Below are 24,846 nucleotides of genomic sequence, written 5' to 3' on the forward strand. Positions count from 1 at the left end.
GTCCTCAACCGTTCGGAAGATGTTTCAGGGCCGAAGGAAGTAGCCGTCGGCGGCGGCCCAGCGCGCGAAGACCCGGGCGCCAGGTGCAAGAGAAAGGGTTTCGAGATCGCGCAGCGGCATCTGTGCCCGAAGCTCCGTGCCGCCCGCGGCCTCGAGGAACACGGTGACGCTGGAGCCGGCGAAATCGAGGGTTGTCACCTCCGCCGCGACCTCGTTGGAGAGGCCGGCTTCCCGCGCGGCGATGGTGATGTTGTCGGCGGAAATCACGAGAAGAGCCTCCCCGCCCGGGGCAAACTCCGGCTGGCTGGAGGCGACCGAGAGGGCGCCCAGCGGGCTTGAGAACGCGAGTCCATCCGCGCCGTGGCCGATGATGTTGCCCGGAATGATGTTGTTGCCGCCGATGAATTCCGCGACGAAGCGATTGCCGGCGCGGCGGTAGATGTCACGCGGTGCACCGACCTGCTGCACCCGCCCCTCGTTCATGATGACCACGCGGTCGGCCATGGCGAAGGCTTCCGAATGGCTGTGCGTGACGCAGACGAAGGTGATGCCGAGCTCGCGATGGAGGCGGACCAGCTCTGCCTGCATCTTGACCTTGAGGTGCGGGTCGAGCGCGCTCAGGGGTTCGTCGAGCAGCAGGATCTCGGGCTCGGTGGCGAGCGCGCGGGCCAGCGCAACGCGCTGCCGCTGGCCGCCGGACAGCTGGGAGGGCGAACGGTCGGCGAAGGCCCCGATGCCCATGCGCTCCATCCATTCGCGCGCCTTTGCGGCGCGCGGGCCGGCTGGCATGCCGCGCTGCTTCAGGCCGAACTCGACGTTCTTCTGCACCGAGAGGAACGGGAACAGGGCATAGCTCTGCCACACCAGCGGCGTGTCGCGTTCCCAGGCCGGATCGTCGTTGAGGCGCCGGCCCCACATGCGGATCTCGCCCGCGCTTGGCTGGTCGAGCCCCGCGATCATGCGCAAGGTCGTGGTCTTTCCGCAGCCGGACGGGCCCATCAGCGCGATGAACTCGCCCTTATGGATGCCGAGCGTCACATCGGCCACGGCGACATGCGCATCATAATGCTTCGCCACGCCGTCCAGTTCGATCATGGTCACGGACATGGCGGCCTCACTTCTGCTTGCGTGCGCCGAGGCTGCGCCCGGCGAGGATCTGCGCCAGAACGACAAGTACGACGCTTACGGCGAACACCAGGGAGCCGACCGCGTTGATGCGCGGGCTCACCTGCCCCTGCAGCATGGCCAGCACCCGCACGGGCAGGGTTTCCTGCAGGCCCGAGACAAACCAGGCGATCATGTACTCGTCAAACGAAACCGAGGCGGTGATGAACAGGGCCGCAAGGATAGACGGCGCCGTGAAGGGCAGGATCACCTCGCGCAGGGTCTTCCACGGCCCGCTGCCGAGATTCCAGGCTGCGGGTTCGAGATCGCGGTCGAGATCGTTCAGCCGCATCCGGATCAGCGCCATGGCGAACGGCGCGCAGATGACCACATGGCCGGCGATGATGCCGAACAAGGTGCCGGACAGACCGATGCGCCCCTCAAAGGTCAGCATGGCGACGCCGAGGATGACCGGGGGCACGGTGGGCGGCAGCGAGGCCAGCGCCATGTAGGCGGACTTGCCGAAGAAGCGGAAGCGATAGTCCACATAGGCCGCGGTGAAGCCGATGAAGGTGGCGATGACGGCCGAGCCGCCGGCCACGATCAGGCTGTTGACCAGGCTGCGGCGCACCGTGGGATCGGCCAGCACCGCCTCGTACCATTGTAGGCTGAACCCGCCCCAGGGCAGGCTCGGGAAGCGGTCGGCGTTGAACGAGAACACCACCGTCGACAGGATCGGTGCGAAGACAAAGGCGAAGACCAGAGCCGTCCAGCCATAGAGGAAGGTGCCGCGCAGCACGCGGCCAAGGGTGCCGCTCATGCCTTGCGCCCCCCGTAAGCGATGCGCAGCAGCACGCCGAGGACAACCGTCAGGGTCACGATCATGCTGACGGCGACGACGGAAGCGCGCGGCCAGTGGTTGCCGGACTTGACCTGGTCGGCAATCAGGATGCTGAGGGTCGGCGGCTTGGACCCGCCCAGGAATTGCGGGCTGATATAGTCCCCGAAGCACAGAACGAAGGCGAGCGCCGCTGCTAGCACGAGGCCGACGCGCGCGGACGGGATGATGACCGTGAAGACCGTGCGCAGCCGCCCGCAGCGCAGATTGTGCGCGGCCTCGACGAGCCGCATGTCGATGGAGGACAGCGCAAAGGTTTGGAGCAGCACGACCAGCGGCAGCGTCAGCGTGAGAAAGCCGATCAGCGTGCCGGTCGTGGTGTTCAACACCTGCACCGGGCCGAGGCCGAGCGGCGCGATGACGTAGTTGATGATGCCCTGCGGGCTGAAGAACACCTGCATGGAATAGATGCGCACAGGCAGGCTGGTGAAGAACGGCACAACCAGCATGAACACCAGGAGCCGCCGCATATGGGGCTTCAGCCGGAACGCCATGGTGTAGGCGGCGGGAAAGGCGATGACGCTGGCCAGCGCCGCCGCAAGCAGCGACAGCCACAGCGTGTAGATGAAGGCGTTGTGGAAGAAGCCCGCCTTCATGATGGCGATCCAGTTCGCCATGGTGAAGTCCGGCTGCAGCCGGAAACTCTTCACCGACCAGAACGTCATGGCGACAAGGAAGCCCAGGGGCACGACGAAGAAGGCCGCCTGCCACAGCGGGCTCGGAAGGCCGAGCACCGCCGCGAAGCGCAGCCGCTCTGCGCGCGAACGCGGGCGTGTGGTGGCAGGCGGGGATGTGCTCATGGCGGGATCGTAAGAAGGGCGGCGCGCGGCCTGGGGCTGCGCGCCTGCGCCTTACATGCTCTTGAACTCGGACCAGATGTCGTTCCACTCCTCAATGTCCTGCTGGACAGGGATCTGGCGGATCGAGATCTTGCCGTCCTTGTACTCGTCCATGACGTTGCGGGCGTCGAAGGTGTGCCGCAGCTTCTTGGCGTCCTCCGGGGCCTCCTTGATCATCAGGTCCCAGCCCTTCTTGTTGGGGATCGATGCCCAGTAGGACGGCAGGCGCGCGGAGCGGAACTGCCCCTCTGGCGAGGCCGCGTACTGGATGAACGCCTTGGCGAGGTCCTTCTTCGGCGAGCTCTTCACGACGGACATCGATTCCGTCCACTGGATGCCGCCCTCGTCCGGCACAGAGGCCGCGACCGGCACGCCTTCCTTCTGGAGCAGCAGCACCACCCAGTCGCCGATGCCGGGGATGACGCCCGCGCTGCCATTGGTCAGCGCCGCGAACTGATCGGCCATGCTGTAGAAGCCGCTAGCCTGTGGCTTCAGCGAGAACAGGGTCTCCTTCACCTTCTCGAGTTCGGCGTCCGAAATGTCGAAGGGGGACTTGTTGCCGGTGTAGAGGCTGAGGCAGCCCATGGTCGGCAGGTACCAGTCGAAGAAGCCGACCTTGCCCTTGGCCTTGGGACTCCACATGGCCTTGTAGGACTTCACGTCCTCCTCGGTCAGCACATCGGTGCGGTAGGCCATGCCGAGATAGCCGAACCGGATCATCACCGAATAGAGCTTGTCGTCCGCCCAGTGCAGCGGGAACTTCTGGAACTCAGGCCAGTAATCCGCCAACGGGTAGTCCGCCGGGTTCATCTCGTCGATGAAATCACCCTCGCGCAGCATGCCGATATACTCGGCGTCCGCCAGCACCACGTCGAAGGAGCCGGGAGGCGACTGGTTCATCAGGGCCAGCATCGGCTCACCGCCGACATATTCCTTGGCGACGACCTTGACGCCGTATTTTTCCTCGAATGGCTTCACGAAGGCCGGGTCGGCATGGCCCGGCCAGGACAGAAGGTTCAGCACCTTGTCCTGCGCATAGGCCTCGCGCTGGGCGGAGACGCCAAGCGCGGCAGCACCGGCCAGCGCACCGGCGCCCTGAAGAAGCTGGCGGCGCGTGGGCCTGAGAAGAAGGCCGCGGGGATCCGTGATTTTGAAGCTCGACACGATCGGCACCTCTGTGATGGGCGTGGTTATTGGGGAATCTTGTAGGTCGGCAGCGCGGTCCACTCGTCGATGACCGCCCGTGCCTCATCGGGAAGCACACGTTGTGCCGTAATCGGCCGGCGCAGCAGGTCCGCGCGAACCGTGTCCCGCAGGGGACGCAGATCGAAGCCGATCTCGTCGGCATCCTGCAGGGTGTTGGCATAGTACATGCGGCTGACGCGGGCCCACCACATCGCGGCGACGCAGAGCTCGCATGGCTCGCAGGTCGTGTAGAGGTCGCAGCCGCTGAGATCCCAGGTGCCGAGACGACGGCAGGCGTCGCGGATCGCCTCCACTTCGCCGTGCGAGGTGGGATCGCTGTTGTTGACGACGTTGTTCACGCCCTCGCCGACGATCTCGCCATCCTTGACGACAACCGCTGCGAACGGCGCCGAGCCCTTCGCCAGCATCTGCTCGCGGCTGAGCGCAATGGCGCGACGCATGAAGTCTTCAGGTGCAGGCATCAGCTCTCCTGCCGTCCAAGACCTGACTATCCGGGTGGCGGGTCAGGCTGCCGGCCAGACGCCAGATTAGGTTTGCGATCCACCATCAAGAAAAGACGTTTTTTCGATGCCTGCTATAAGCAAAACAGATAGCTAACCGTTTGGGCAAGTGGCGGATGTTATTGGCGAAAGCTTCACTCGGCGACGCCCATAAATTCGGCATCGTGATCAATGACGATGCAGAGAATCTTTTTTCGATGACGCCCGCGCTGCGGGGCGGATTAGCGGCGAGAGCCGCTAACCGCGCGCATGATCACGCCTCAGTTCGGAAGCTTGGGGGCATAGAGCCAGGGCTCCACGATGCCAGGCCTGCCTGCGAGGTCGAGCCTTGCACTGCGAGGCGCCGAGCGGGAGATGACCCGGCCGCGCCGCACGACCGCCAGGCGCGCCGGCCGCAGCCGGATGGCCTCCACGGGGTCGCGCGCTTCCAGCAAGACGAAGTCGGCATTGCAGCCCGGCGCAAGCCCATAGCCGTCCAGCCCGAACGCCTTTGCGGCGTTGACCGTGACCGCGTCGAAGCTGGCACGCATCGCCGCCAGGCTGGTCATGTGTCCGACGTGAACAGCCATGCTGGCCACATCCAGCATGTCGGCATTGCCGAGCGAGTACCAGGGATCGAGCACGGAATCCTGCCCGTAGGCGACATTGATGCCCAGCGCCATCATCTCCGGCACGCGCATCATGCCCCGCCGCTTGGGATAGGTGTCGTGGCGACCCTGCAGCACGATGTTGGCGATGGGATTGGGAATGCAGTGGATGCCGGCTTCGGCGATCAGCGGCAGCAGCTTGGATGCGTAGTAATTGTCCATGGAGTGCATGGAGGTGAGGTGCGAGCCCGCCACCCTGCCCTGCAAGCCCAGCCGCTGCGTCTCATAGGCGAGGGTCTCGATGTGGCGGGACATCGGGTCGTCCGTCTCGTCGCAGTGCAGATCCACGGGCAGCCCGCGTTCGGCCGCGATCTCGCAGAGCGCGGTCACCGAGCGGCGGCCATCCTCCATCGTGCGCTCGAAATGCGGAATACCGCCAACGACGTCCACGCCCATGTCGAGCGCGCGCTCCAGATTGGCGGCGATTTCCGGCCTGCGGAAGTACCCGTCCTGGGGAAAGGCCACGAGCTGGAGATCGAGATAGGGCTTTACCCGCTCGCGCACGTCGAGCAGGGCTTCGACGCCGATCATGTGCGAGGCGGTGACATCCACATGGCTGCGAACCGCCAGCAGTCCTTGCGCCACCGCGAGATCGCAATACCGCAGCGCGCGGTCCGCCACATCGTCATGCGTCAGCGTGGGGCGCTTCTCGCTCCAGAGCTGGATCCCTTCGAGCAGTGTGCCGGTCTCGTTGAGGCGCGGATTGCCGAGCGAGAGGGTGGCATCCATGTGGAAGTGGATGTCGATGAAAGGCGGGCTGACCAGCTTGCCCCCGGCATCGATCTCCTCGCCTGCATCCGCTTTGAGGCGGCGCTCCACGGCTGCGATCTTGCCGTCGCGGCAGCCGATATCGAGCCCGGTGCTCCCGTCCGGCAGGTTGGCATTGCGGATGATGAGGTCGAAGGTCACGGTGTTTTTCCCGCTGCTGCTGGTGGATGGCGAGGTGCTCCGCCTCGCTTGCATCAACCGTGCCGCCGAGCGTGCCGGCGGGGTGAATACGCCGCGGGCCTAGAACGTCATCGGATTCTGCGCAAGCTGGCCCGGCCCCGGTTGCGCAGAAGCAGGTCGACCACCGCCTAGGGGCGGCGTCACCCTAGGCCGGCACTAACTCCGCCTCCAGGCGCCACGTTAGCCCAAGTTTCTTTTGCAAGATTAGGCAATTTATTTGCTTCATTCGGCATTCTTAACATCGCACGCCTTCGGTAGCATCCTGGTTCGGAGATGCGCCCGGTCGATGCAAGATGCATCGCAACACACGATCATACTCCAGTATTCATCATGATTATGAGGCATACTGTTTTTTCTAAGTCCAAACCTCTACTATGTGGAAACTAGCGCTACTACAGCAATCACCAAGCTTGGTTCTCCATACATTCTGACGCTGATCGGCTGAATACTTTTCCTCGCCGTCCAGACGCCGTTCGCACGCAAGACGGGTGCGCTGCCGCGCAGCCTTCCTAATCTGCAACAGGATCACAAGACATGAACTATCAACACCGCAGCGAGGCGTTCAGCTTCTTCCGGGCATGGGTAAAGGATCCATGGCGCGTGGCGGCGATCTCACCATCGGGGCCCGCTCTCGCCAATCTCATGACATCCGGAATTTCGGCCGATACAGGCCCCGTGATCGAGCTCGGACCTGGCACAGGCGCATTCACGAGGGCCTTGCTGGAACGGGGGGTGCGGCAGTCAGACCTGGCCCTTGTCGAGTTCGGTTCTGAATTCGCGACCGCCCTTCATCATCGGTATCCCCGCGTGCGCACGCTCTGGATGGATGCCGCGCGCCTGCACACGGTCCGCCTGTTCGATGGCCGACCCGCCGGTGCCGTGGTGAGCGGGCTACCGCTCCTGTCCATGCCTGCGCGCAAGGTGGCAGCCATCCTGAACTCATCGTTCCGCAAGATGGATCCGGGCGGCTCCTTCTATCAATTCACCTACGGTATGGGGTGCCCGGTGCCGCGCCGGATCCTCGATCATCTTGGACTTCAGGCGGTGCGGACAGGCGGCACGCTGTCCAATCTTCCGCCGGCATCCGTGTACCGGATACAGAGGAAGCCCACACCGTTCAGCCAATCCCGCCCTGACACCGAAACGCTCTGACCAGCGATGTCCATCGCCGCGTAAGCGCCACCCGCACCGGCAAGGGACTGACCCTGACCGTTGCGGGTGACGAGGGAGCGCATCAGATAGCGGTCGCCCCAGGGGGCTAGAGCAGGTCCTCGATGCGGATGGGGAGCTCCCGCAAGCGCTTCCCGGTGGCATGGTAGATGGCGTTCGCGATAGCCGCTGACGCTCCAACCATCGCAACCTCCCCGAGCCCCTTCGTACCCACCGCGTTGGTCAGGGGGTCCGGCTTGTCTATGAAGCCGACATCGATCTCGCCGATGTCGGCATTCACCGCGAGCACATAATCCGCAAGATCGCTGTTGAGCCAGCCGCCGAAACGCGGATCGACTTCCGTCTCTTCGCGCAACGCGGCGCTGATCGCCCACACGACGCCGCCGCGCACCTGGCTTTCCGCCGGACGGGGCGCGACGACACGGCCGCAATCGGCAATGCTGACCACACGGGGCACCCTGATGCGTCGCGTCCTCGGCTCGACGCGCACCTCGACGAAGTGGGCGATGTAGCTGAACGTGGTGAAATCGGGATAATCGGGCCCCGCGATCTGCATGCCGGTCTGGCGCAGCCTGTCGAGGGCTTCCGGCCCCTGCCCGGGAGCCACGTTGCTGACCTCGACCTGAAGCGAGGGGCGGCGCACGGTCGCCAGCTTCCGGTGCAGATTGCCGCCGACTTCTCGGCCGGCGAGGAGTTCCTCCATGGCTGCGTTCATCCGCTGGACGGCCGCATGCGCCGCCGGAACGACGCTGGCGGTGCCCCAGGAGCCGGCCGTGATGTGCTGCGGAGCCACGGTGGTGTCGCCGATCTGGATGTCGAGCTTTGCGGGATCGATCGCCAACCCGTCCATCAAGACGGCTGCGATGACGCTGCGGATGCCCTGCCCCATTTCGTGCCCGGCCACCGCAAACCGGGTGCTCCCATCGGCGCCGATGCGCAGAGTGGCGATGGTGGGCGTAGTCAGGCCTTGATAGGCGCCGCTCGCCATGCCCCAGCCGATCTGCGTGCCATCTTCCGCAATCATGGAGCCGGGCGCCCGCGAACGTCGCTCCCATCCGAAGCGGCGAGCGCCTTCGCGGATGCACTCATGCAGGTGGCGCGAGGAAAGCGGCCGCCCATTTGTGGGATCGACGGCCGTGTCATGGGCCAGGCGAAAGGCCACGGGGTCCACGCCGAGTTGCTCCGCGAACTCATCGATTGCGCTCTCGAAGGCGAAAAGGCCGGGCTGTTCACACGGAGCCCGCATATAGCCGGGCGATTGCGTGTCGATCCTGACATTCGCGGCCGTACCCAGATAATCGACACCGTAAAGCTGCACCGGCGAGTCGTGATAGTGCGGCGGGAACTGGCCCCTGCGCGATTGCTGCTGATCCGCATCATAGCGCACGGCGATCATGCGCCCGCCTGCGTCCGCGCCCAGTTCGATGCTGTGCCGGCTTCGCGGACGGAAGGTCGCGTTGTGGAAGATCTGCCCGCGCGGCACGACGAGCTTGACCGGGCGTCCGGTCAGGATCGCAGCCTGCGCGACCAGGGCAGATTGCCGCTGCGCCGCGCCCTTCTGGCCGAAACCACCGCCCGTCGAGGGGCTCTTCACGTCGATGAGGCGCGGGTCGAGCCGCAGCGCGCCCGCGACGCCGTTCTTGACCCCTGCGGTGTGCTGCGAGCCCTCATAGATGGTTAGGCGCCCGTTCTCCCATACCGCCGTGGTCGAGAGCATCTCGATAGGATTATGGTGCTGGGCCGGCGTTTGGTACTCGGCCTTAAAGCGGTGCACGGCACGGTCCATAGAGGCTGCCGCGTCACCGGCCTTCACTTCAGGGGTGGGTTGCCGCTCGCCTCCTTCGCTGTCGATCAGCGGGGAAAACGGCGCCTCGGCGTAAGTGCAGGTCACGGCTTCCGCACCCTCGATGGCGGCTTCCAGCGATTGCGCGACGACGAGGGCGACGGGCTGCCCGCGATAGGCGATCTCATCGATGATCGTCGGTGGCGGCGGAGGTCCACCGCTTCCCGGCACAGGCACCGGAGGCGGCGGAAAGTCGGCCGCTGTCAGCACGCGGATGACGCCGGGCAAGGCCAGCGCCTCTTCCGTCGCAACGGAAATGACGCGCCCCTTCGCGATGCGGGACGGCACCATCATGGCGTAGTGCATGCCCGGCAGCGGCACGTCCGCGGCGTAGCGGAGGCTGCCTCGCACCTTTTCGACGGCGTCGAAGCGGGGGCGGTTGGCAAAGGCGGTGGTCGACATCAGATGCTCCTCGACGCAGCAATGGTGATGGCGTCGGCAACGGTGCGCGCGCCGAGTTCGATCTTGAAGGCGTTGTGGTGGCCCGGAACCGCTTCGGCGAAGGCCGCCCGACCGGCCTTCAGTGCCAGTTCGGGGGTCAGCGTCTTGCCGGCGAGTTCGGCCTCCGCGGCCGCGGCACGCCAGGGACGCGTTGCGACGCCTCCAAGCGCTATGCGGGCCCGCTCGACACGACCGCCCCTCATCTCCAGGGCTACGGCGGCAGAGGCCAGTGCGAACGCGTAGCTCTCGCGGTCCCGGATCTTGTGATAGGTCGAGGCGCGGCCCGCCGCCGTCTTGGGCACGACGATCGCGGTGATCATCTCGCCGGGCGCCAGGTTGAACTCAAGATGGGGAGTGGCGCCGGGGAGGCGGTATAGATCCTCGATCGGCATGGTCCGCATGCCCGTTCGACCGATGACGTCGACCCGCGCATCCAGTGCGACGAGCGCGACCGGCAGGTCTCCGGGGCTGACAGCCGTGCAGAACCCGCTGGTGCCGAGGACTGCCTGGCCGCGATCAAGGCCGCCCATCGCGCCACAGCCCGAGCCCGGCTCGCGCCTGTTGCAGGGATAGAAGCCGTTGGCACCATTGCGGAAATACAGACACCGTGTGCGCTGCAGCAGATTGCCGCCGATGGTCGCCATGTTGCGCAATTGCTGCGATGCGGCCTTGCTCAAAGACTCAGCAAGAACCGGATAGTCGCGAAGCACGACCTCGTCGGTTGCTACCGCACTCATCCGTGCAAGCGCCTGGAAGCGAAGCACATCGCCCGCCGTGTCGATGCCGTCCAGTTGCTGGATGGCGGCGACGTCGATCAGATGCCGCGGCTGCTCGATGTCGAGCTTCATGAGATCGTAGAGCGTCGTGCCCCCGGCGATGAAGCGGGCGCCCTCACCTGCACGGGAGAACATCTCAACCGCCTCGGCGGCGCTTGTGGGGCGGGCATAGCTGAACGCGTGCATCAGCTTCTCTCCATCCGAACAGCGGCGTCCTGTATGGCCGCGACGATGCCGACATAGGCGCCGCACCGGCAGATATTTCCGCTCATATATTCGCGGATACGTTCCTTTGACGTCGCGTTACCTTCCTGTACGCAAGCGACGGCGGCCATGATCTGTCCAGGCGTGCAGTAACCGCACTGAAGAGCGTCGTGATCTATGAATGCCTGCTGCATCGGATGCAGCGCATCCCCGGGCGACAGTCCCTCTATCGTCAGGACCGTCCGGCCGTCCGCCTTGGCCGCCATGGTGAGGCAGGATGCGACACGTTTTCCGTCGAGATGGACGGTGCACGCGCCGCACTGACCGTGATCGCAGCCTTTTTTTGCTCCCGTCAGGGTCAACCGCTCGCGGAGAAGATCGAGCAACGAGGTCCGCGGATCGATCTGCAGCGTGAGGAACTCGCCGTTGATCGTGGTTTGCAGCAGCAAGGTGTCCGTCGCGCCTGGAAGCGCCGCGCCGCCGGCTTGCTGCGCCACTCCTATGCCGGAGCCCTGGGCCGCCAGGACTGCTGCAGCGGTGACGGCCGCACCGGCCTTGAGGGTGTCGCGGCGCGAAAAGCCGGTGGCCCCGTCCTCATGCATGCCGCGCCCGTGGATCGCGTCGTCGTCGGCCATGTTACCTCCTGCAAACGGCCGGCTTAGGAGCTTCCGGCTGTTGAGAGACTAGCGCGCGACACGGCTCAAGATCTTGCCCGTGCTTCCGTAAGACTTGCCAGATTCTCCAACTGCGATGACACATCAAAAGGCCGCTGATAGATCTCTGTCTCAAGATAAGGGAGCGGGTTGTGCAGCCTTTAAGGCAAGCCGTACTTGACTACGCCGCCCGCCACAGGGACCAGAATGGCTGGGCGCTTCCTCCAGTACCGGGGCTGCGGCTTCGCTATGTGGAGAGGCCCGGCAGCGAACAGCACGAGGTCGTGCATCCCATCGTCATCATCGTGCTGCAGGGCATCAAACGCATGGTGATTGGCAATGAGGATCTGGTGGTGGCGGCGGTCAAACGGCCATCATCAGCGCCGACATGCCCATCTTCACCTGCGTGGAAGAAGCGTCTCCCGAAGCGCCATATCTTGCCATGGGCATCGATATCGATTTGGCGGTGTTGACCGATATCACGATGCACGCCTCCGCAGCCAACTACAGAGAACGTTATTCTTTATCCAGCCCAAGTACAGCCTATGCCGAGAATGCCACCTTGGAGTGCGCTTCACGCCTCGTCCAGCTTTGCGACCGCTCGGACGCGGTGCCGCTCTTGCACGAGGGTATCATGCGGGAACTTCACTACTGGTTGCTCTCCGGACCCCACGGAGAGAATCTGCGAGCGCGGTGCGACCCGACGAGCCACGCCAACCGGCTCGCGGCCGCCGTTGCCCTGCTGCGCACTGATTTCAGATCGCGCCTGCCGATCGGTCGCCTGGCGGCAACTGCCGGAATGAGCGTCAGCGGGTTCCACGGTCACTTCAAGCGCCTCCTCTCGTTGTCGCCCGGGCAGTACCAGAAGCGCCTGCGCTTGCTGGAAGCCCGGCGCCTGATGATGGAGAGAGGAATGTCTGCCAGCGGGGCCGCGTTCGAGGTCGGCTATGAGAGCGTGCCTCAATTCACGAGGGACTATGCCCGCCTGTTCAAGGCGCCACCCAAGCGCGACATGTTGCGCATGCGATCCAATGCGGCACAGCGCGATCGGGCCGTGGCCTGATGCGGAGCACCGGGACGAAACCTTTCAGCCGCGGTGCCGCAGCGCCGGCGGCAGGTCGCCGTTCATGATCAGATCGTGCATCGCGGTCCTGATGTGTCTGGTGCTGGGCGGCTGCGCCGCCTCGGAGACCGCTCGGGCTCAACTGTCGCGCTCTGAAAGCGAAGCCTCTTCGGAGGCTCCGTCGTTCGAGGATTATCGCCGCGCGACCCGGGCGCAACTGCTGAGGGAACGCTCGTTCCAGAGTTCCGACACCGAAGCTGAGCTGAGCTGGAATGGCCCGTCGGAATGGCGACCGGAGGGGCGCACGCCCGGCGGCCGCTACCGTAAGGGCATCCTGCTTGTTCACGGCCTGGGAGACTCGCCGTGGTCTTTTCATGACATAGCGCCGGAGCTCGCAAGAAACGGATTCCTCGTGCGGACGGTCCTGCTTCCGGGACATGGAACAAAGCCGCAGGATCTACTCGACGTGTCCGTGCACGATTGGCGGCGCGTTGTCCGGGAACAGGCCGCTGCGATGCTGGGCGATGTCGATGAACTCTATCTCGGTGGCTTCTCTACTGGCGCGAACCTTGTCGCGGAGCACGCCTACCACGATCCCCGGATTGCCGGACTGGCGCTTTTTTCGCCGGGCTTCAAGAGCACGTCACTGGACTGGGCCGCCCCCGCTCTGGCCAGAGTTCGCCCCTGGCTCGTCGAACCGGACGGGGAGACGACGTCCCAGAACGTCGTGCGCTACATGACGGTGCCGACCAACGGACTGGCACAGTTTTCGCTGAGCAGCCGGTCTGCCCGGCAGCTTCTGGAGAGCCGCCCCTATGACAAACCGGTGTTCATGGTCGTGGCGGAGAACGATTCCGTGCTCGACACCCGCTATCTCGCCAAAACCTTCGAACGTGCCTTCACCCATCCACGCAGCCGCTTGATCTGGTACGGAAGCCCACTTGCCCGCCAATCAACCAGAGTGCTCGTCCGGAACGACCGTTTGCCTGATCTGCGGATCAGCCAGTTCTCGCATATGGGCGTGATGTTTGCTCCCCGTAACGCGATGTACGGAGCGGAGGGGAGCCTGCGTATTTGCCTGAACGGCCACGACCGAAGCGCTGCGCGCGCCTGCGAAGCTGGGAAGGACGTCTGGTATTCGGATTGGGGCTATCGCGAGAAGGGCAAGGTACACGCAAGACTTACATTCAATCCATACTTCTCGTGGCAAACGTCGATCATGAATTCAGTTCTGGCTGCCCCGGATACATAGATCCCGGACATCGAAACCTGAACCCATCCGCTTCCGCTTTGTGCAGCGCATCCTTGCTGCAGGCAGACCGCGAGCTTCGTAGAGCGCGGGCTCACAGCCTGGAGTTCAGGAAGCCCCAGAAAGCATCGCGATCCCGCCGGGCTGGCATCCGCTTTCGCCACGTCGGTAACCCACCAAGAGGCCAGATGAAGAACCCGTCGAGCATCTTCCGTTTCCTCCTTGACGCCTCCAGCCGTCGGGAGAGCAGCGCCCTCGTCACCATAACGGGCGTTCGAGGCGGCTCCTCACGAGAACTCGGTGCCCACATGGCCGTCAGCGAGACCGGCGCCACATCAGGATCCGTTTCCAGTGGGTGCGTTGAACGCGTGATCGTCGGCGAAGCCCAGCGTGTCATCGCTTCAGGACAGGCGGAGATCCTGCGGTTCGGAGTTGGATCCCGCTATCTGGATGTCCGGCTGCCCTGTGGAGGCAGCCTCGATCTTCTCGTGACACCTCATCCCGCCGATCGGGCACTTCTTCGCGCAATCCGCCTCCTTGAGGAGCGGCGGCCGGCCACGCTGCAGTTGAGCACGACCGGAGAGGTTCAGGCGGAAGATGCCGGCTGTTCTGGCCTCCCGGAATGGTCCGAAGATACTTTCACGGTGACACACAGTCCGCTGCTGCGACTTTGCATCATCGGCGGAGGACAGGAGGTCGAGGCGCTCGTTCGCCTGGCAAAGACCCACGGCGCCGAGGCAGTCGTGTTGAGCCCTGACGCCGCAACCGTGGAGGCCTCCTTCGCCCGCGGAGCGCTCGCGTTCCACCTCGAGAGCCCGTCATTTCCTGTCGAAGATGTCTGCGACTCCCACACGGCTGTGGTGACCTTGTTCCATGACCATAGCTGGGAACCTCAGATCCTTGCCGCAGCCCTCGGCTCCGATGCCCTTTTCGTCGGCGCCATGGGAAGCGCTTCAACCCAGCACAGGCGACTGGAACGCCTACAACCTCTAGGTGTGCCTGCAGACCGGCGGAACCGGCTTGCCGGCCCTATCGGGCTTGTCCCCGGCGCGCGCGATCCGGACACGCTGGCGGTCTCGATCCTGGCTCAGGCGGTCGCTGAGTACGAAGCACACCGCCGCGCTTCCAGGAGGATCATGGCCCGCCCCGGCATCGTCTAGGCTATTCAGAACGTCCCTGCCTCGGGTTAGGCGCTTCGCACCGCACGACCCAAGTACTTCGTATGAAGGCTCTGCTGCATCATGACATCCTGCTTCGGTGCCATGCCGAACGTCCGCGTATATTCCCGGCTGAACTGGGAAGGGCTTTCATAGCCTACTTTATACGCCGCATCGGCTACCTTGGCCGCCTCCGACACCATCAGCCGCCGGGCCTCCAAAAGCCGCAGCTGCTTCTGGAACTGCAATGGCGTCATCTTGGTCAAGGCTTTGAAGTGCTGATGAAAAGAGGACGTGCTCATCTGAGCGGCCTCGGCCAGTTGTTCGCCGGAGAGGGTCTGAGCAAAGCGCGTGTGCAGCAAGGCAATCGCCTTGACGATCCGCTCGATGTTCGATCCCGGCAGAGCCAGCTTTCTGAGCTGGTGCCCGTTTGGGCTGCTGAGAAGCCAATAGTAGATCTCCCGCATGACCACGGGATAGAGGATCGGGATCGACTTCGGCTGACCAAGCATCCGCACGATACGCTCAAAGCATCCAGCTAAACTCTCATCCACCTTGCCGACGAACAACCCGGGACCCAGGTCCGATGCAGGCACGGCGCCTGGCGCGTCCATCTGCTCGATCACTTCACGCATCATCGCGACGTCGAATTCGAGGGTGACGCCGATGTAAGGTGTTGTCTGGCTGGCCTGCACGACCTGCCCCCTCGCGGGGAGCTCCATCGTTACGACCAGGCACTCCATGATTCCGTATTCGAGCACATCCTCACCGATCCGCAGTTCCTTCGCACCCTGAAGCACGACGCAGAGCGACGGGCGGTAAATCCCTCGCATGGGAAGTATCGCCTGGCACAAGCGTACGATGTTGAAGCCTTCGATAGGTGTCGGGAACAGACCTTCGCCGCCGCCCTGGCTCTCGATGTAGGCGTTGACTGCCGTCAGGATGGGGGACGGTGCTCGAGCCTGCGGCGGGCTGAGTGGCCAGCGCAGCACCCGGTTGTCGGGCTGCGAAGCGTCCTCACTTGCAGGAACAGGCAAACTTCCTGCGAATTCTGGTGTTCTGCTCATAGAACGCTCCGTTTAGTTCGAATCCCTGAAATGGCTTCGTCTGGCGCGGCCCATCGGCCCGGGCCAGTCATGCTCCGCAGCGTCATGCAAATGGCGTTCTTGCGCCCGTGGCGATCTGCGTGGCCCGGAGCCCCGATCGAGCACGGATGCTTCGGGCGATCCAGAGCACGCCCGCTTCGACGCTGAGGAGACAGCCCAGAGCCCCCATGGTCAACACCGTTGTATTCAGGTCCGACATCAGGTGTGACGCGGCAAAACCTGCAAGAATAAACAGGCCGTTCCAGACGGCGACGCCCATCGTGGATGCGAGGAGAAAGCGCCGCGTACTACCCCCGAGAACGGCGGCGAAGGCGGGCGCAAAAAGCCGCAAAGTCGGCACGAGCTGCATCCCGAACGCAAGGCCGCTTTGGTTCCTTCGGAAGCTCGCCTGCCATCGCTCCATGCGAACATTGGAGATGCCGAAGATGCGGCCCGCGCCGCTGATGAGGCGGGAGGAGCGAGCATCCCCCAAAGCCCGCACAGCGAAGAAGCACAGCGCGCAACCCAGCGCGCCGCCGGCAGTGATTGCCAGGAATGCGGCAGGCAATGACCAGACGCCTTCCGCCGCGCCCACGCCGACCGACAAGAGCAGGCCGTACGAGGGCAGAACCGGCAGAAGTCTTTCTGCCAGCCCCATCAGGCAGAGACCAAGGAGACCGTAAGCGGCGACGACGGACGCGATGTCCGCGAGCGGGTCCATAGCTAAGCTCCGTATCCAACGGCCACCAGCTGGTGCTCGATCAGGAGCGGCTGGAGCGCTGATGAGCGGAACGTCACGCCGACCAATCGCTCGGAGATCTCCCACAGCCGGCTTGCGCCAGCGGCATCGAGCGCCGCTTTCGGGAACTTGGCTTCAGCCGGAAAGCCGCGCGTTTCTCTCAGCCGGTCTGGGCCGTAATAGCCGCCTTTCTTGGCGTCCGGAGACGTCGCCGCGAACAAAGTCGGCAGGGCGCCCTGGGGAACCGGCTGGAACAGGAACCACAGCAGTGAACGCAATATGCCCTGAGGGCTGAAACGGCCGGGTGCATTGTGGAGAAGGTCGGTCCGCGAGATTCCGGGATGAGCCGCGATACTGGCGATGCCCCAGCCGGCGGCATCGCTGCGCCTCTGCAGTTCAATGGCGAACATCAGGCACGCCAGCTTGGACTGGCCGTAAACCGGCATCGGGCGATAGCCCGTCTCGGCCTGAAGGTCGTCGAAGTCGATCGCACCGCCGCGCGCCGCAATGCTGGACACCGTCACGACGCGCGGCTGGTTTGCCCGCAGCAGCAGGGGAAGCAAACGGGCCGTCAACGCGAAGTGGCCGAGATAGTTCGTGCCGAACTGCAGTTCGAATCCGTCGGACGTGGTTTCACGCCTTGGCGGCGTCATGACCCCGGCATTGTTGATGAGCAGGTCGAGGCTATGGCGCGTGTCATCCATGCGCCGCGCGAAGTCGGCTATGGATGCAAGGCTTCCGAGATCAAGCAGTTCGAAGGCCACGCTGGCGTGGGGGAAGGCGAGCCGGATGCGCGCGACAGCCTCGGCGCCCTTCGCCGGATTGCGGCCGGCGATGATGACATCCGCACCCGCGGCAGCCAGCGCCAATGCGTCTTCAAAGCCTAGGCCGCCTGTGCCGGTCACGACCGCCGTTCGGCCGCGTTGGGAAGGAATGTCGTCTCTGGTCCAGTCGGTGATCATGGCAGGTCCTCGATGTCGGGCGGCCACTGGGTCGCAGTTCGGCCGAATGGAATTTGCCGGTGCCAGGGATCGAGGGCCGCCGTCAGGCAGCCCTCCGTCTGTTGGCCGGATGGCGTCAGGTCTGGCGGAGCCATGCTGCGGCGCGCCTGTTCGCGACCAGAAGGGCCAGCCCGGTCAGGAAGCTCGCCGCCGGCACAACCATCAGGCCGAGGCCGAGGCCGTTCGGCATGTCCGCCGCAGAGGCGGCATCGCTGATGAGGCCCACCATGAGCGGCGCGAGAGCGGGGCCTAGAAGTCCGGAACCGATCAGGACCAGACTGGACGCAAGCGCCTGCTTACCCGGCCCTGCCAGAAGATGCGCTCCGCCGAAGGCCCAGGGCATCAGGAAAGCAAAGCAAAGCATGCCCGGCACCAGCAGGGCGATGGACATCCAGCCTGTCGGCACGAGCCATGCAAAAGCCGTGGTGAAGCTGGCGAGCAGGAAGAGCAGCCCGGGGGGACCGAAGACGCGTCCGGTTCCGGAACGGACCACCGCGTCGAACGCACGACCGCCGACCAGCGTGCCGATCAATCCCATGGCGCCCTGCAGGAGGCCGAAGGACAGCCCCACCTCGCTGGCGGTGAAACCGTGGGTCCGCATCAGGAAGGGCGCCGAGAACGCATAGAACGGCGCAGATGCGAAGCCACCGATCAGCGCTGCGATCATCAGCCAACGAAACTGCGGAGAAACGGCAAGCCCCAGGCTGGCCGCCAGGAACGGTTCATCCTTGCTGGTGACCTGTGCGCGCCGGGGCGTCGAACCCATCACGAAGAACGTCAGCACCCCGATCAGCGCGCCGACTGTGCCGGCGCCAATGAGAGCGGAGCGCCAGCCCAGCGTGTCGGCAATGGCCCCGCCGGCTGCGAAACCGATCATCGTTCCGAGAGGGATGCCCATCGAAAACAGGCCAATGGCCAGGCCGCGGCGATCAGGTCGCACTTTCCGGGCGATGAGGGCATGACCTGCCGGGATGGCTCCGGCCTCACCGAAGGCAACGCCGAACCGGGTCATGGCCAGGAACAGGAAGCTTGCGCTGATGCCGCCAAGCGCTGTCATCGCGCTCCAGACCAGAATGCACGAGACAAGAACGAGCCGTGGCGAACCCCGGTCCGAAGCACGCGCCAGGGGGAGAGACAGCAGCGCGTAGCAAACGGCGAACGCCATGCCGGTGATGAGGCCCATTTGGGTATCACTCAGCGAAAGATCGCGCTTGATAGACTCGGCGAGGATGAACGGAAGTATCCGGTCGACCTGGCTGATGATCTGGATCAAGATAAGCATCGCTATGATCGAAGCCAGCCGCCCTCCTTCGGCATAGCGCTCGGAAGACTGCACGTATGCTGCCTGGCTTATTCGGGGCCTGATCTGCGGAGACGCGGATATATTAGTCATAGGCGTCGATGACCTCTTGGGCTAACTAACGTTAAGCTATCCGGAGGGCGCCAAGCTCAGAATGCCGGATACCGCAAAAAACTTGCCTAATCTTGCGAGGGGCGGCTGCTCGATTTGGCCGGCCCCAGAACTGGGCGTCGCGTCCGTTACGCTGACATCCCGCTGCCTGCCGGGTCTCTGAGAGGATGCCTCCCCTTGCCGGCTCTTCAGGCTCAGAACTGCCATCCGGCAGGAACCCACGCGTAGCCGCTCTCAGTCCGCAGGATCCGGCCCAGGCCCGGAAACGGGTAGTGGAAGCCGAGGACGAGCATCCGGTCCGCGGCTGCCCGGTCGAAGATGCGCCGGCGCGCCGTGGCGGCGGCTTCCTGGTCGCGGTCCGGGCCCGGCCGCCAGGGCCGGTCGATGTTGACGACCGGGTGGTAGGCAAGATCGGCCGTCAGGAGCAGTTGATCGCGGCCCGACTGAACCAGGAACGCGGCCATGCCCGGCGTGTGGCCGGCTGCCGGGATCGTGGTCAGGCCGGGCACGATTTCCGCGCCGGCCTCGTAGAGTTCGACGTCACGGGCATAGGGCTGCACGCTTCGCTTGATGTTGTCGGCGAAGCGCCGACGAAAATCCGGCGGCACCGGCATGTAGGACAGATCGGGCTCTGCTTCGACGAAGAACGCCCAATCCGCCCTTGGTGCCATCACCCGCGCACGGGGAAAGGCCCGGCCGCCCTCGGCGGTCCGCAGATTGCCGACATGATCCGGATGCGTGTGCGAGATGACGACGAGGTCGATGTCCCCGCCCGACAGGCCGAGCGCCCGAAGATTGTCGAAGAGGCGTCCGCCATTCGGCCCCATCGTGTTTCCGGCACCCGCCTCAAGGAGAATGCGGCGGCCGTCGATCTCCAGAAGCACAGTGTTGAGATTGAGAGTCAGGACATCGGTCGGCAGAAAAGCGCGGCGCAGGACGTCCTGCAGTTCGGCCTCCGGGGCGTCTCCGGCATAGACCTTGGGCGGGCCGCCGATGATGCCGTCGCTCAGCACGGTCGCCGCGATGTCTCCGATCCGGAAGCGGTAATGGCCGGCATTTGCGCTAGGGGCGGTCGCAGCCGGTTGCGCGGCAACCGATCCGCCGATCGTGCTGGTCAAGAGCGCTCCGGACGCGCCGGCAGCGACGGCGGACAGCATGATCCTGCGTCGGTTGATCGTGAGCATTCATTGCCTCGTGCGGGGTGATTGTTTGCCGGCGGCGGGAAGCCGCTCCGTTCCCGAGCAAGAAGGTGACGCACGGACAGTGCGTTGATAAGCTCAACAGATCAGATCACGCTGATCTGCTGGAGAGATCAATGCGCCCCTCCATACGGCTCGATCACCTGGAGACATTTGCGCTGATCGTCCGCTCCGGCGGCTTTCGCGCCGCGGCTGCCGAGCGAGGCGTGTCCTCCTCCGTCATGAGCCAGACCATGGCGACGCTGGAACAGGCGCTCGGTATCCGGCTTCTGAACCGAACGACGCGCAGCGTGGCAGTGACCGAAGCCGGAGAGAGGCTGCTCGGGCGCCTTCGCCCAGCGCTGGACGACATCCGGCAAGCGCTCGTCGAGGTCGATCAGTTGCGGGACGAACCTTCCGGAACACTGCGCATCAACGCGCCGGGACCGGCGGTCGACCATGTCCTCTGCCCGCTGGCCTTCGCGTTCATGGAAACGCATCCGGGGGTACGGGTCGAGATCGTCAGCGATGCGGCCATGGTCGACATCGTCGCGGAGGGCTTCGACGCAGGCGTCCGTTTCGGACAGCAACTTGCCCAGGACATGATCGCAGTGCCGCTGGGGCGCCCCCTGCGGTACGCGATCGTCGCCACACCGGACTATCTGCGGCAGCGTGGACGGCCACGCATTCCGGCCGATCTCATCGGTCACGATTGCGTTCGGCGCCGCTATCCCGGCGGGGCGCTCGCGACCTGGGCATTCGAAAAGCAGGGTGAGGCGGTCGAGATCGCACCGGAAGGGCGGCTGACCCTGAGCTCGGCGCATCAGGAGCTTCAGGCGGCACTGGCCGGGCAAGGCATTGCACATGTGATCGATGACTATGCCCGCCAGGCCATCGAAAATGGCAGCCTGGTAGAAGTGCTCGCCGACTGGAGCCCAAAACTGCCGAGCTGGTTCCTCTACTACCCGAACAAGCGGCACAGCAGTGCAGCCATGCGGGCTTTCCTTGAATTCGTCCGCAGATCCACACGTTGAACATTGGTGACCGCGCCGGAGCGTGGCTCGAAGCGCCGTGGCATCACCTGCCTCTGATCGGCGGGCCTTGCACCGAGTGATCCAGCGACGCCACCTTCACCTTGAGTGCCGGTGCCCCTCCGAGCTGACGCCCAGCGGTTTTCGTTCTCAGGTCCTGAGCGTTGGCAGTTTGGCGGCGGAGCGACGGTGAAGCCGGCTTTGGGAATTTTTCAGCCGAAGCTGGCGAACCGCCTCGTCCAATCGGGCAGGCATCCCGCAGCGCAACGCTGCTCCGGGCAAGGTCCGTTGCGTGGACGACGGGAGGATCGTTGGACGGGCGCCATGTCGTGGCTCGGCCTTCGGCTGGACATCGGCAGCCGTTTATGTTGATATCAATATAGCTTCCTGCACACTATCGGTGAGGGAAAGGCCGTGCTCAAGAACAACGATTCCTCAGCGATCGTCGCCGTTTCCGACCTCGAACGCGCTCGGCGCTTCTATGTGGACGTGCTGGGCCTCGAACCTGTCGGAGAAGACATGGACGGGGTGATGGTGTTCCGCACCGGCGCCACGCAGCTTGTCGTCTACTGCTCAGACGCGGCCGGCACGAACCGCGCCAACGCCGTGGTCTGGGACGCGGGCGGAGAGATCGATCTGATCGCGACTGACCTTGCCGCAAAGGGCGTGGTCTTTGAACACTATCCCGGGATCGGCGAGTTCCGCGCCAACATCCATCATGTCGATGGGATGAAGCTTGTCTGGTTCAAGGATCCGGACGGCAACATCCTGCACGTGAACCAGATGCCGGGCTGAGGCAGAGACAGGGGTGGTTCCATGAACCCGCCCCTTTATCGGGAGCCTTGCGGGCGCCGACCCGCTGACCTCGCCGGCATGGCTGCACGCGAAAGGACAAAGATTGGCCAACCCGAAGAACACCATCTGCATCTGGTACGACAAGGATGCCGAGGCTGCGGCCCGCTTCTACGCCGAGACCTTTCCCGACAGCGCCGTCGAGGCCGTTCATCGTGCCCCGAGCGACTATCCAGCCGGCAAGGAGGGCGACGTGTTGACCGTAGGGTTCACCGTAGTGGGCATACCCTGTATCGGCCTGAATGGCGGCACTGCCTTCAAACACAATGAAGCTTTCTCGTTCCAGATCGCCACCGACGACCAGGAAGAGACCGATCGTTATTGGAACGCCATCGTCGGCGATGGCGGTCAGGAAAGCGCGTGCGGCTGGTGCAAGGACCGGTGGGGCGTGAACTGGCAAATCACGCCGCGCGCCCTGACGGAGGCAATGGCAGCGGGCGGCGCAGAAGCCAAACGGGCATTCGAGGCGATGATGAAGATGAAGAAGATCGACGTCGCCGAGATTGAAGCTGCACGAAGCGGTCACCCACTGCCTTCCGGATCTTCCGATTGAGGGCTCGCGAGAGCCACGCTGCGGACGATCATTCAATCGATGGGTTCGATGGAAGGACAAGGCCGGTCGGGGCGCAATGGGGTGCTTGAGAGAGCGTTTGAGAACTCTCCTCTCCTCCCGGGCGATCGGGGGAAGGAGGCGCATCGTGCCACCTGGAACGCCGATGGGAGCACCAAGACGGCTCACCGCACGGCAGAGGATTTCCGCGATGAGGTTGCGTTTAGGCGAGCGGGGACCTAAAATGATCAGATCGAATTTGATGCTGAACGTTGTTTTTTGCCCGATGGGCTCTGACGATCTTCTCGATAATGTCGATATTTCTCGCGGTTCCTTCTAACGGGGACCGCAACTATGCACTTCGAAGGAATCGTCATGCCTACTGGAACAGTGAAGTTCTTCAATACGACCAAAGGTTTCGGCTTCATTCAGCCTGATGATGGCGGACAGGACGTTTTCGTTCATGCTTCCGCTGCCGAGCGCGCTGGTGTCCACCCGCTCCAGGAAGGTCAGAAGATCAGCTTCGACATCGTGAACGACAGCCGCAGCGGCAAAAGTTCTGCTGAAAACCTTCAGTCCGTCTGAATCGATCTGACGACCTCGCCAGTCATGCACTGGCGGATCAGATGCAATGACAGAAGACCGGCAATGCCGGTCTTCTTTGCGTTTAGCACCCCCGCATCGCCCGTTCTTGCCCTGGCGCAGCGGGCATAGCTTGCTGAGCGCTCCCCCGCTGGCGCCTGCCGACGCGGATGCTGGACCTCTCGAGGCGGTGATCACGACGCGGGACAAAAAGAAGCCCCGCCGGGTTGGGAGTGGCGAGGCTTCCAAGTGTCCGTTGAGCGTTCTTAGACTTAAGTCGTAAGCCGCCATATAGTTCCTTGCAACGCGTGTGAAGAAGCCCAGCCAAGCCAAGCGCTGGCGGGGCGGAAGAAATCGGAGATGGAGCGGCGCAAACTTCACTCCGCCTCGGCCAACATGCCGGTGCAGCGTGTCGATACCCTAGCAGCAGAATTCCGCCAGCCGCCTTCAATGCGCCACGCTGGCGCTTCAATGCGGCTCTAGATACAACGTCTTACAGGCATACCCGCAGAAATCCGGAAGCACCGGCCCATCGCGGCGCCCGGATCAGCGTGATCGACGAAAGCCCCTTCGCCATCGCGCTCAAGGCCCGCCGTCGAGGACGGCGGGCTGTGTCCACGATGTTTGGTTCTGACAGGATGCCTTGGATGCCGCACGCGACTACTCTGCAGAACAGCCCGTCGGCGCCCGAAGTGAGCGCGCGGGAACTATCACGTGCGCTGGCAAAATACCGCGAACCAAAAGCTCTGCGCAGCGTCTTCGAACTCGCGATCACTCTCATCCCATTGGCGGTTCTCTGGGGGCTCATGTGGCTTTCCCTGACGACGGGCCATGCCTGGCTCTATGCGCTGCTGATCTTCCCCACCGCGGGATTCCTCCTGCGGTCGTTTCTCATCCAGCACGATTGCGGGCACGGCTCGTTCTTCGCGTCCAGGCGCAGGAATGACTGGACCGGCAGAGCGCTGGGAGTTCTGACGCTTACGCCCTACGAGTATTGGCGTCGGACTCACGGGGTTCACCACGCAAGCTCAGGCAATCTGGACCGCCGGGGAATCGGTGACGTCGACACCCTGACCGTCCGCGAATACGAGGCGCTCGGCTATTGGGGAAGGCTGAAATACCGTCTGTACCGGCATCCGGCCGTGATGTTCGGCATCGGGCCGTTCTATCTCTTCTTCATGCAGTACCGTGTGCCCCTTGGCCTGATGCGCGCCGGCACGGTGCCGTGGATCAGCACCATGGCGACGAATCTTGCCGTTGCCCTCGCTGCCGGCACATTCATCTGGCTGACGGGCTTCGTGACCTTTCTCCTTCTGTACATGCCGGTGATGCTGCTCGCGGCGTCCGCCGGCGTTTGGCTCTTCTATGTCCAGCACCAGTTCGAAGAGACCCATTGGACCGAGGACAAGACCTGGAACGCGCAGGAAGCGGCATTGCACGGGAGTTCGCATTACGATCTCCCCCGTGTCCTGCGCTGGTTCACCGCCAATATCGGGATCCACCACGTCCATCATCTGGCCAGCCGTATCCCCTATTATCGCCTGCCTGAAGTGCTCCGCGACCATCCCTCCCTCATCGATGTGAGCCGCCTCACACTCATGCAAAGCTTCCGCTGCGTCCGCTTGGTGCTCTGGGATGAATCCCGGCAGCGGCTCGTGTCGTTCGCAGATGCCGGTCTGGCGGGTCGAGCCTAGAAGCCGCCCCGGCCCGGCGGCCCTC

At 64.2% G+C, this 24,846-nt stretch carries 24 protein-coding genes; 10 read left to right on the forward strand and 14 right to left on the reverse strand.

The window, feature by feature from the left end; translation table 11 throughout:
- Window positions 1-24 precede the first annotated feature (24 nt).
- From SCD90_RS02190 to SCD90_RS02215, 6 genes are all read right to left on the reverse strand, one after another.
- Window positions 25-1,107, reverse strand: coding sequence for an ABC transporter ATP-binding protein (locus SCD90_RS02190; RefSeq protein ID WP_319842979.1), 1,083 nt, complete (start codon window positions 1,105-1,107; stop codon window positions 25-27).
- A gap of 7 nt (window positions 1,108-1,114) precedes the next feature.
- Window positions 1,115-1,924: an ABC transporter permease gene (locus SCD90_RS02195; RefSeq protein WP_319842980.1), complete on the reverse strand. Its 810-nt coding sequence runs from the start codon at window positions 1,922-1,924 to the stop codon at window positions 1,115-1,117.
- Window positions 1,921-2,802, reverse strand: a complete 882-nt coding sequence (locus SCD90_RS02200; RefSeq protein ID WP_319842981.1) for an ABC transporter permease — start codon at window positions 2,800-2,802, stop codon at window positions 1,921-1,923. The genes SCD90_RS02195 and SCD90_RS02200 overlap by 4 nt, the downstream gene beginning before the upstream one ends.
- 51 nt (window positions 2,803-2,853) lie before the next feature.
- The gene (locus SCD90_RS02205) at window positions 2,854-4,005 is read right to left on the reverse strand and encodes an ABC transporter substrate-binding protein (protein WP_319842982.1); all 1,152 of its coding nucleotides are present in this window, start codon (window positions 4,003-4,005) and stop codon (window positions 2,854-2,856) included.
- A gap of 26 nt (window positions 4,006-4,031) precedes the next feature.
- Window positions 4,032-4,508 (reverse strand): nucleoside deaminase, encoded by a 477-nt coding sequence (locus SCD90_RS02210; protein WP_319842983.1) that lies wholly within the window; start codon window positions 4,506-4,508, stop codon window positions 4,032-4,034.
- 299 nt (window positions 4,509-4,807) lie between these two features.
- Window positions 4,808-6,103 (reverse strand): amidohydrolase family protein, encoded by a 1,296-nt coding sequence (locus SCD90_RS02215; RefSeq protein ID WP_319842984.1) that lies wholly within the window; start codon window positions 6,101-6,103, stop codon window positions 4,808-4,810.
- A 573-nt stretch (window positions 6,104-6,676) separates the two neighbouring features.
- On the opposite strand from SCD90_RS02215, the gene SCD90_RS02220 reads away from it, so the two are divergent.
- Window positions 6,677-7,294: a class I SAM-dependent methyltransferase gene (locus tag SCD90_RS02220; protein WP_319842985.1), complete on the forward strand. Its 618-nt coding sequence runs from the start codon at window positions 6,677-6,679 to the stop codon at window positions 7,292-7,294.
- Between the two features lie 106 nt (window positions 7,295-7,400).
- Here SCD90_RS02220 and SCD90_RS02225 read toward each other — a convergent pair whose 3' ends face one another.
- From SCD90_RS02225 to SCD90_RS02235, 3 genes are read right to left on the reverse strand one after another with little or no spacing between them, the layout of a single operon-like run.
- The gene (locus SCD90_RS02225; RefSeq protein ID WP_319842986.1) at window positions 7,401-9,557 is read right to left on the reverse strand and encodes a xanthine dehydrogenase family protein molybdopterin-binding subunit; all 2,157 of its coding nucleotides are present in this window, start codon (window positions 9,555-9,557) and stop codon (window positions 7,401-7,403) included.
- Window positions 9,557-10,558 carry an FAD binding domain-containing protein gene (locus SCD90_RS02230; protein ID WP_319842987.1) on the reverse strand — a complete coding sequence of 334 codons (1,002 nt, stop codon included), beginning with the start codon at window positions 10,556-10,558 and terminating at the stop codon, window positions 9,557-9,559. Before SCD90_RS02230 ends, SCD90_RS02225 begins: the two co-directional genes overlap by 1 nt.
- The gene (locus SCD90_RS02235; protein WP_319842988.1) at window positions 10,558-11,211 is read right to left on the reverse strand and encodes a (2Fe-2S)-binding protein; all 654 of its coding nucleotides are present in this window, start codon (window positions 11,209-11,211) and stop codon (window positions 10,558-10,560) included. Before SCD90_RS02235 ends, SCD90_RS02230 begins: the two co-directional genes overlap by 1 nt.
- Before the next feature lie 302 nt (window positions 11,212-11,513).
- On the opposite strand from SCD90_RS02235, the gene SCD90_RS16555 reads away from it, so the two are divergent.
- The 4 genes from SCD90_RS16555 (at window position 11,514) to SCD90_RS02250 (ending at window position 14,701) form a co-directional block, all read left to right on the forward strand.
- Window positions 11,514-11,702, forward strand: a complete 189-nt coding sequence (locus tag SCD90_RS16555; protein WP_341849672.1) for a hypothetical protein — start codon at window positions 11,514-11,516, stop codon at window positions 11,700-11,702.
- Entirely contained in the window at window positions 11,618-12,292 is a 675-nt protein-coding gene (locus SCD90_RS02240) for an AraC family transcriptional regulator (protein ID WP_319842989.1), read from the forward strand. The genes SCD90_RS16555 and SCD90_RS02240 overlap by 85 nt, the downstream gene beginning before the upstream one ends.
- 91 nt (window positions 12,293-12,383) lie before the next feature.
- Complete coding sequence (locus tag SCD90_RS02245; protein WP_319842990.1) at window positions 12,384-13,544, forward strand: alpha/beta hydrolase; 1,161 nt, start codon at window positions 12,384-12,386, stop codon at window positions 13,542-13,544.
- A 185-nt stretch (window positions 13,545-13,729) separates the two neighbouring features.
- On the forward strand, window positions 13,730-14,701 hold the full coding sequence (locus tag SCD90_RS02250; protein WP_319842991.1) for an XdhC family protein: 972 nt from the start codon (window positions 13,730-13,732) through the stop codon (window positions 14,699-14,701).
- A 26-nt stretch (window positions 14,702-14,727) separates the two neighbouring features.
- On the opposite strand, the gene SCD90_RS02255 is transcribed toward SCD90_RS02250, so the two are convergent.
- The 5 genes from SCD90_RS02255 to SCD90_RS02275 form a co-directional block, all read right to left on the reverse strand.
- On the reverse strand, window positions 14,728-15,765 hold the full coding sequence (locus SCD90_RS02255) for an AraC family transcriptional regulator (RefSeq protein ID WP_319842992.1): 1,038 nt from the start codon (window positions 15,763-15,765) through the stop codon (window positions 14,728-14,730).
- Window positions 15,766-15,847: 82 nt separating this feature from the next.
- Window positions 15,848-16,504: a DedA family protein gene (locus tag SCD90_RS02260; RefSeq protein ID WP_319842993.1), complete on the reverse strand. Its 657-nt coding sequence runs from the start codon at window positions 16,502-16,504 to the stop codon at window positions 15,848-15,850.
- 2 nt (window positions 16,505-16,506) lie between these two features.
- Window positions 16,507-17,481 (reverse strand): SDR family oxidoreductase, encoded by a 975-nt coding sequence (locus SCD90_RS02265; RefSeq protein WP_319843227.1) that lies wholly within the window; start codon window positions 17,479-17,481, stop codon window positions 16,507-16,509.
- A gap of 118 nt (window positions 17,482-17,599) precedes the next feature.
- Window positions 17,600-18,805 (reverse strand): MFS transporter, encoded by a 1,206-nt coding sequence (locus SCD90_RS02270; RefSeq protein WP_319842994.1) that lies wholly within the window; start codon window positions 18,803-18,805, stop codon window positions 17,600-17,602.
- A 323-nt stretch (window positions 18,806-19,128) separates the two neighbouring features.
- Window positions 19,129-20,091 (reverse strand): MBL fold metallo-hydrolase, encoded by a 963-nt coding sequence (locus SCD90_RS02275; protein WP_319843228.1) that lies wholly within the window; start codon window positions 20,089-20,091, stop codon window positions 19,129-19,131.
- 158 nt (window positions 20,092-20,249) lie between these two features.
- Between SCD90_RS02275 and SCD90_RS02280 the strand changes: the two genes are divergently transcribed.
- The 5 genes from SCD90_RS02280 (at window position 20,250) to SCD90_RS02300 (ending at window position 24,821) form a co-directional block, all read left to right on the forward strand.
- The gene (locus SCD90_RS02280; RefSeq protein ID WP_319842995.1) at window positions 20,250-21,146 is read left to right on the forward strand and encodes a LysR family transcriptional regulator; all 897 of its coding nucleotides are present in this window, start codon (window positions 20,250-20,252) and stop codon (window positions 21,144-21,146) included.
- Between the two features lie 411 nt (window positions 21,147-21,557).
- The gene (locus SCD90_RS02285) at window positions 21,558-21,938 is read left to right on the forward strand and encodes a VOC family protein (protein WP_319842996.1); all 381 of its coding nucleotides are present in this window, start codon (window positions 21,558-21,560) and stop codon (window positions 21,936-21,938) included.
- Between the two features lie 103 nt (window positions 21,939-22,041).
- Window positions 22,042-22,548, forward strand: coding sequence for a VOC family protein (locus SCD90_RS02290; RefSeq protein ID WP_319842997.1), 507 nt, complete (start codon window positions 22,042-22,044; stop codon window positions 22,546-22,548).
- Window positions 22,549-22,920: 372 nt separating this feature from the next.
- Entirely contained in the window at window positions 22,921-23,130 is a 210-nt protein-coding gene (locus SCD90_RS02295) for a cold-shock protein (protein WP_319843229.1), read from the forward strand.
- A gap of 644 nt (window positions 23,131-23,774) precedes the next feature.
- Complete coding sequence (locus tag SCD90_RS02300; protein WP_319842998.1) at window positions 23,775-24,821, forward strand: fatty acid desaturase; 1,047 nt, start codon at window positions 23,775-23,777, stop codon at window positions 24,819-24,821.
- Window positions 24,822-24,846 lie beyond the last annotated feature (25 nt).

It is taken from the genome of Terrihabitans rhizophilus, from assembly GCF_033898525.1.
GTDB classification, from domain to species: Bacteria; Pseudomonadota; Alphaproteobacteria; order Rhizobiales; family Methylopilaceae; genus Flaviflagellibacter; species Flaviflagellibacter rhizophilus.